Origin of the sequence: Chryseobacterium sp. BGARF1 (assembly GCF_001677955.1) — a bacterium.
Taxonomy (GTDB): domain Bacteria; phylum Bacteroidota; class Bacteroidia; order Flavobacteriales; family Weeksellaceae; genus Chryseobacterium.
The window spans coordinates 1-7,549 of record NZ_LELA01000138.1; the positions used below are offsets into that span (position 1 = coordinate 1).

5 protein-coding genes are annotated in these 7,549 nt (G+C 31.6%); all 5 read right to left on the minus strand.

Annotated elements, in window-relative coordinates:
- Nucleotides 1-313: 313 nt before the first annotated feature.
- The 5 genes from AB671_RS20500 to AB671_RS20520 all read right to left on the minus strand — a co-directional run bounded on the left by AB671_RS20500 (nt 314) and on the right by AB671_RS20520 (nt 7,273).
- Nucleotides 314-1,045: a hypothetical protein gene (locus AB671_RS20500; protein WP_066679794.1), complete on the minus strand. Its 732-nt coding sequence runs from the start codon at nt 1,043-1,045 to the stop codon at nt 314-316.
- 162 nt (nt 1,046-1,207) lie between these two features.
- Nucleotides 1,208-2,122, minus strand: a complete 915-nt coding sequence (locus AB671_RS20505; protein ID WP_066679793.1) for an HNH endonuclease domain-containing protein — start codon at nt 2,120-2,122, stop codon at nt 1,208-1,210.
- Between the two features lie 2 nt (nt 2,123-2,124).
- Nucleotides 2,125-4,140: an AAA family ATPase gene (locus AB671_RS20510; RefSeq protein ID WP_066679792.1), complete on the minus strand. Its 2,016-nt coding sequence runs from the start codon at nt 4,138-4,140 to the stop codon at nt 2,125-2,127.
- A 180-nt stretch (nt 4,141-4,320) separates the two neighbouring features.
- Nucleotides 4,321-6,744 carry a TonB-dependent receptor domain-containing protein gene (locus AB671_RS20515; RefSeq protein WP_066679791.1) on the minus strand — a complete coding sequence of 808 codons (2,424 nt, stop codon included), beginning with the start codon at nt 6,742-6,744 and terminating at the stop codon, nt 4,321-4,323.
- Nucleotides 6,745-6,841: 97 nt separating this feature from the next.
- Nucleotides 6,842-7,273 carry a MarR family winged helix-turn-helix transcriptional regulator gene (locus AB671_RS20520; RefSeq protein WP_066679790.1) on the minus strand — a complete coding sequence of 144 codons (432 nt, stop codon included), beginning with the start codon at nt 7,271-7,273 and terminating at the stop codon, nt 6,842-6,844.
- Nucleotides 7,274-7,549 lie beyond the last annotated feature (276 nt).

The following is a 7,549-nucleotide window of genomic DNA, read 5'->3' on the forward strand; positions in this document are numbered from 1 at the left end:
ACCAATTTATGCTTATTTTTGAAGAAAGGCTCAGATTGTAAAATCCAAGCCCTAACTTTTTAACTTACACACTTTGTGGGATAGTGTCTTTAGATGGAAAGAATATTGAAATGAATCTCCGTTTTTAATCCTAGCGCTGAATCCGATAGTCGTTTTGTCATTCTGTAAGAATCTCAATACACTAAAAACAGGGTAGTTTAGATCCCTATGAAATGGTAAACAAGCTGTTACCTATTGACTTTTTAACAATTACGGATATTTTATCCTTATTGTTTATGATCTTATTCTTGTATCGCTTTAGAAGAAGTAAATATTATTTTTGCTTCTTAAATGTAATGGCGGAAATCGTTGCATATTCGGGTGAAGTGGCTCCGTAAAGGCTTTTGACGTATTTTTTTACGTTTTGAGCGATGGAGTAGAGCCCTGTTTCTTCTGCGTATAAGATCTGGTCTCTTTCGATGAGCTTGATGTTGAGCTCGGCTTCGGTTTGGTCTACGAATTGGGTAGCGTTAATCAATGAATCTTTGTAAGTGCTGAGAGTGGTTAATTTCAATTCGTCTTCATCGGGATTGTAATTGGGAATGGTTGCCAATAACTGCAAAATGATCCCGAAATTTTCTGCTTGCTGAGTGAATGACTGTCGGGAGGTAGAAATTGAGTTGTTGGTTGATGGTTGTTCGTCATCAGTTTTTGCAGAAACTGATCTTTTCTTACGACTACCTTGAATAGAGCGGTTTAAGGATTTTGCCTGGTCTAATGTTCCAGTCATTAATCCCAAAATTTCTAAGCGATTGATAATTCGGGTGAGGATAGGCTTTAGGTTTTCGAAAGCGGTCTGGCGCAGTGCGATGGCATTCTTGTTGGCATTTCGTTTGTCTTCGACCTCGACTAATTTTGCATTAGCTGTAGCGTACAATCCCTGAAGATTGGCAACCGTAAGATTGGGTACCGGTGGATTGTAAAGCGTGTAAACGGAAACTTGCTGTGAAAGTTTTTGTAGGTTGGCCACATTGCGGGCGTGTCCTACTTCAGATGTTGAAGGCATAATCATTTGTGTTTAAATTGTTTATTCAAATTTAGAAATTATTTTGAATTGAAATGGTTTTTTTGGGAAATTTTTTGAGGGTGAGGGAATTATGTTGAGTTTAGGGATGAGAAAACCCTAGCGGGAGGCTAGGGTTTTTGGGGTTTGTGAGGAGTGAGGATTTTAAATCCGCGCTATAGGGATTTGTTTACTTCTTAAAAGTTCCTCTATAATGTCTTTTTTAAATTTAGAAAAAGGTCTTTTATGATAATCTTCTTCATTGATTTCTATACCAAATACCATTCTGTATGCTTCTTCTTTTGACATATAGAATTCTCTTGTAAATGTTTTGTTTAATAAAATATCTAAGTAATTGTTAGAATATTTATATCGCAGTTCTAATAAATCTTTAAGTTCTCTAGAGGATTGACTTTCATAAATCTTGTCAATTTTACTAAATTCAATTGATTTTTTAGCTTTGTCACTGCTTGATTTTATGATTATTTTTGGATGATTAATAGAACTGTAAAAATAACTAAAAGAAAATGTAGCTGTTTTATCTTCTAGATATGGATGATTAATATTTGTTAAAGCATTTTCCCAACCGCCATTCGGTGAATTACTGTGCTTAATATGATTACAAGAATGACAACTTGGAATTAAATTGTAAAAACTCAATGCAAGTATTGGATACGATTCTTTTGGAAACCAATGGTCTAATTCTGCTCTTGCTCTATTTTCTACTAATTGAATAGTATAATTTCTATTACAATAGACACAAGTATCGATTCCTAATTTTTCAAGAAATTCTTTACCATAATTTTCCTGAAATTGAGTTTTGTATCCTCTATCTCTAAAACAAATTTTTAAATTTTCAAAATTCTGACTAGTAACTACTAAATCAAATTTTTGGTTGACTTTTAAAAGTAATTCCGGTTTCCCTTTTATAAGAATATTTTTGTATCGTTTTAGAAATTTCCGAGTAGAAACTTCTAAGAGTCTAGCACCTATTCTTTCATCAATTATTTTATCAAAAATTAGTGAAACATTAGTATGATGATAGGCAATTGCTTCTAATGATGGCTTAATTTCTAACATAATTATTCTGTAATAATTCCTAATTCAATAGCTCTTTTACGGATTTCCTCTTTTTCTTTTTCGAGGTCGTATTCTTCGGGGAATTTCTCGAAATACATATCTTCTAATTTATATTTAAGAATAGGTTCATCAATTATGTCAATTATTTGTTTTGCTTCAGCTGTTTCTGTTATTAAACTTTCATTATCATTTAAATATTTTATGACCTCTTCAATTTTGTCTTTTGCAAAATCTCCGATTAGTCCATCTTTTACAAAGAAACTATCGGCGAGAAGGTCAGTTATGTTTGCTCCAAAAGATTTTTTTGGTTTTTGGTTTTCAGATAAAATTTCTGTTGTAAATCCATCTCTTTTTAGATAAACAACATTTTTATTTGGAATATCTGAAAGAGTTAAAGGGTCATGTGTAGCAAAAATAATCTGTATATTTTTAATTTTATCTTTTACAGAATTTAGCAGAATAGGTAGAGTGGTAGTAAGAGCATTAACGTATTTCTTTTTCCAATCTGGATGAAATCCTAAATCGGCTTCATCTAATAAAAAAATACAATTTTCATTATATTGATGGTCTCCAAATCTTTTTAAATAATCATATACAGAAGAGTATAGGTCGATTAAAGCTTTTTCTCCTGTTGATAATTTTTTTGTTGATTTAATTTCCAGTATGTCTTTACTTTTATTTGGAAGAGAATCTGTTAATTTATCTTTTAGAAACTCATAAGTTTCGATAAATTTATTAAAGACTTCTAAGTCTAATTTCTGAATATCTATTTCAATTCCACCTTCAATTTCCGTAGTTGATTCCTCATCTATAAATCGATTTATTTGGTTATAGAAATCTAATATGCTTCTGAAAATAAGTATATGATTTTTTACTGTTCGGTTGATATCCTCTATTTTGAATCCACCGCCAAAAGTTCCACCTTGTAGACCATCTTGTTCTCTTAATTGTTTTAATAAAATTTCAGATTCTTCAATTTTCAAATCATCTTGTCCATTTTTTAAAACGTCATAAAAAAAATTGCTTGTTTGGATAATGTATTTATTAAAAAAATGATGCAATTTGTCTGCAAATTTTTCTGCTTCAAGAATTTTATTAAAATCATAATTTCCATTATTTCCAGTTATTGCAAAAGTATCATTGATAACCAAGAAAGATAAAATATTTACTTCTAAATTTTTAACAAAATCTTTTCCATTGTGAAGAGTAGTCGAAAAGCCGTCAGGGTTTTTATATGTTTCCCAAATCTCTTTTAATTCTTCTTGTACTCCTTTATGCTTATTAAAAAAATCCTCTACTGCTTTTTCGTTTTCAAAACAGAAGGATTGGCGACTTGCTTTCTCCATTAAATCATTTCTGACTCTATAAAAATTGTTACCTATAGTAGTTTGTATATAAACCCTCTCAAAATCATCTTTATAGAGGTTGTTAGCCTTAATTGTTAATTTCTCGTAAAAAGGAAAGTGTTCATATGATTTTTTTAAACTTTCGAGTAGGTCAGTGTTTTTTAAAAAGAATAAATGCCTTTGAATGTTTTGAAGATAGTATGTAGAAATTGATTCACTATGATGATAAATCATACTTATTGGTGAGTTGATATCAATTAAATCATAATCAATAACTGGAGAATAGTATAATGTCTCAACTTCATTTTTTTCAATTTTAGAAATATTTTCAACTTCAAATTTTTCTGAAAAATAGCAATAGCTATCATCCAATAAATTTTCAAAAATAAAAATAGAATCAAATATTTTCTCTTGTCTGTCATAAGGAGAAAATCTTCTGTTTATGTTTCTGAAAAGACTTGTTTTTCCAGCTCCATTTTCTCCTACAATTGCTGATACTAATGATATATTATTTCCCCAAAAATTCTCAATATAATTTATATTTGGAAGTCTAGTAATTTCATATTTATTATCCTCTTTGTGTTTTACATCGTAAATGTATTTCCCTCCAAGATTTAGGAGAGATTCAGGAAATTGAAAATGTTCTTTTGTGTAGATTGCTACAAGTCTCATAGTTTTTTTTATAAATATATAATTTTTTAACAAAAAAAAGATTACGGAAAACCGTAACCTTATTATATTATAATCAAACAATTTAGATTCTTTCAGAATGACAAAGAGGGTGTTTCCAAATTAGAGATTGCTTCGTCACTTTGTTCCTCGCAATGACAATTATTAGTTATTCACAATAACTTACCCATTCCCAATTCTCTGTTTCAAATCATCTGCACCACCGGTTTTTCTTGGTTGTCCGTTTTTGGATGAACCAAAATTGTAAGTGTAAGAAAGTGTTGCAACACGGGTTTCTCTGCGAACCACAAAATTTTCGATGTAATTGGAGTAGACATTTCTTGCTTCAGGATTGCTGGTGAAGAAAATATCGTTAAATGAAAACTTCAACGTGCTGTTGTTTTTAAATTTCTTTTGAGCACCGATATTCAGATACCAGTTTGGTTTCAAATCCATATAAGCATAGACTTCTCTCGCTCTGTAATTTCCTGTAAGCTCTGCTGTAAAGCCGTTTCCAAGCTTAAAAGAATTGATGCTGTTGACATTGAAAGTAAAATTTCCCTGGTTTTTAATGTAGGTATCAGCAATATTTCCGGTGTAGCTTCCGTAGTAGAAATTGGCGCTGTTGTTCATATCCCACCATTTTGTCACTTTTACAGGGGCAATGAGATACAGCCCTAAATAAGATGCCGAACTTAAATTATCATTGGTCTGCACCACCACAATATTACCATTTTCTACGGTCGGTTTCAGAACATCGGTTATATTATCAGACGTTTTGCTGTAGCTGAATGTTGCAAAATATTTGTTTTGTAAGCTGTACGTCAACTCATAATTCATCGTGGTCTGTGGATTCAGATCAGGGTTTCCGGCTTTGTAAGTTGTTGGATCGAGATAGAATTTAAAGGGATTCAACTGATTGTAGCTTGGTCTTGTAATTCTTCGGCTGAAATTCAGTTCAATGTTATTTTTTTCACTCAGATCATAAGAAAAAACTGCACTCGGAAACAATTGGATATAATTCTTTTTGTTGATCTGATCGGTGGTGATCTGATTTCCTGTAACGTTGGTATTTTCTGCTCTTAAGCCAAATATCGCACTGAATTTGTCCCATTTTTTAGAAATATTTCCATATAAAGCATTGATGTTTTCTTCGTAAATGAAATGATTGGTCTTGTTCTGATCAATAATTAAAACTCCCGAAGTGGCGTCGAAAAACTGCATGTCGTTATCTGCTTTTACAAAGCTGGTTTTAATTCCGGTCTCTATTTTCCAGTTCTTTTTTAAGCTTTTAGATAGATCAGATTTTAAGGAATAAATATTCAGAGTTCCGTTGATGTCACCCTTTAAAATATCAAAACTGCTAAGATCTCCGTTGATGGTATAATTTCTCGTATCAAAATTCTGGAGCGAAGTATTCGAATAATTGATATAATCGAAATCGGTGGTCAGTTCAGAACCCAAAGAATCGATTTTATATTTATGATTAAGGTTGAAAGAAACATTTTTCCAGTGATCTTTTGATCTGTTTTGTGAGGTGAAAGTACTTTCAGGAAGCTGATTACTGCCTAAAACCAAACTCGAATTATCACCTCTCGGATCAAACCTGTTACTTACGAAACCAGCTGAAAAACCAATGATATTTTTATCATTCAGATAATAATCCATTCCGGCTTTTGCGATATGATTTCTGAAATTAAATTTCAAATAATTGTCTTGAAGATAAGCTTTTTCAAAGTTTCCACTGTCGTTGTAAAAGTTTCTATCTAACACCAGATGGTTGTAAAATTCTCTGTAGGCAAACCCGTAATTCGCAAAAATGTTCACTTTTTTGTTGCGGTGATTGATGCTAAAATTATTATTGTTTTTAATATATTTTCCGGTTCCCAAAGAAGTGGAAAGACTTCCGTTCGTACCTTTTCGTTGGTCTTTTTTAAGCTTAATATTGATGATTGAAGTTCCTGCAGCGTCGTATTTTGCTGACGGATTGGTTATAAATTCTACTTTTTCTACACTTGAAGACGGAATTCCACGAAGATAATTGGCAAGATCGGTTCCGGTCATCGGTGTATTTTTACCATCAATCTGAATCAGAAGATTTCCTTTTTCACGCAGACTGATGTTGTCACTGCCATCAATATTGACTCCGGGAGCTTTTTCTAACACTTCAAAAGCGGAAGTTCCTGTTGCTGTGATGTTGTTTTCTACGTTCAGAATCATTTTTCCTTCCTGTCGCTCGATGTAAGGTTTTGCTTTGGTAATCGTCACAGCTTCAATCGTTTTTTCGTTTAAATGAATGATGGGAAGGTTGGTGTTTTCTTTTACAGAAATTAGGTCAGACTTATACGCTTCAGAATCATTTTTTTTGATTTGAATAACATAATTTCCGTTTGTTAGATTACTAAATGTGAATTTTCCGGTTTGATCGGCAATCTCGGTTTTTAGCAATTTGTTCTCAGAATCAAACAAATTGATTTCTACCTGATTGATTTTATCAGAATCGATGTTTCCTGAAAGTGAATAGGTTTGTGAAACGGTTTGTGCTGAAATTTTGAGGCTGAAAATAGAAAGCAGCCAGACAAAAATAAATAGGATGAATCGTGCCATGGTGTTTTATTTTTTGAGTTATGTTTTTGAAATATTAAAAAATATATTTTTAGTTTTTTGCTTCTAAGAATTTAACCCATCAACTAAAAACAATCAACTACTTCAATGTATTTTCTGAAATTTTTAATAATGCATTGTACATGATTTGCAGTTCTTCTTGAGAAATACCGTTCAAAGCGATTTTTCTGTTTTGTTCTACTATTTTCTGAACTTCCTTAATGATTTTCAAGCCAGATTCTGTTACTTTAAGATCGGTTTTCCTTCGGTCTTTGCTGTGAACTGTACGGATTATATATTCCGATTTTACCAATAAATCGATAATTCTGGTTACTGACGCATTATCTTTAAAAACCAGATCTCCAAGTTCATTCTGAGTGATTCCGGGGTTTTCGAGAATTGCTTTTATGATCAGCCATTGGTCGACTGTTATGGTAAAACCATGAAGTTTTAGCTGTCTTTGAGCATAATTTCTGTAAGCTCTGATTGCTTTATCGATGTTGTAAAATATAATTGAATCTAATTTTTCCATAATGAATTTTTTTAAAAATGATTTATCAATTATTGATATATCAATTAATTGGTTGCTAGATTTATTTATTTGTTACAACCTGAAAGAAATATTTTATGAATATCCTTTTTTAGTAATTATGTTTCGTTGAGCGCAAAGTCATACAACGGATTTTAAAATTTGATTGTTTTCAAGTTATACAGAGACGTTTTGTAATCTCACCCATCTTAAGTACACTCAAAAGTAGAGCTTTTGGTTAATAATTTCTTGTTGTCGTTGTTAAAATTTTGTTGAAAT

Bases quoted from the DNA above. Each gene is read 5' to 3' on its own strand.
- AB671_RS20500 (WP_066679794.1), bottom strand. From the start codon at position 1,045: ATGCCTTCAACATCTGAAGTAGGACACGCCCGCAATGTGGCCAACCTA.
- AB671_RS20505 (WP_066679793.1), bottom strand. From the start codon at position 2,122: ATGTTAGAAATTAAGCCATCATTAGAAGCAATTGCCTATCATCATACT.
- AB671_RS20510 (WP_066679792.1), bottom strand. From the start codon at position 4,140: ATGAGACTTGTAGCAATCTACACAAAAGAACATTTTCAATTTCCTGAA.
- AB671_RS20515 (WP_066679791.1), bottom strand. From the start codon at position 6,744: ATGGCACGATTCATCCTATTTATTTTTGTCTGGCTGCTTTCTATTTTC.
- AB671_RS20520 (WP_066679790.1), bottom strand. From the start codon at position 7,273: ATGGAAAAATTAGATTCAATTATATTTTACAACATCGATAAAGCAATC.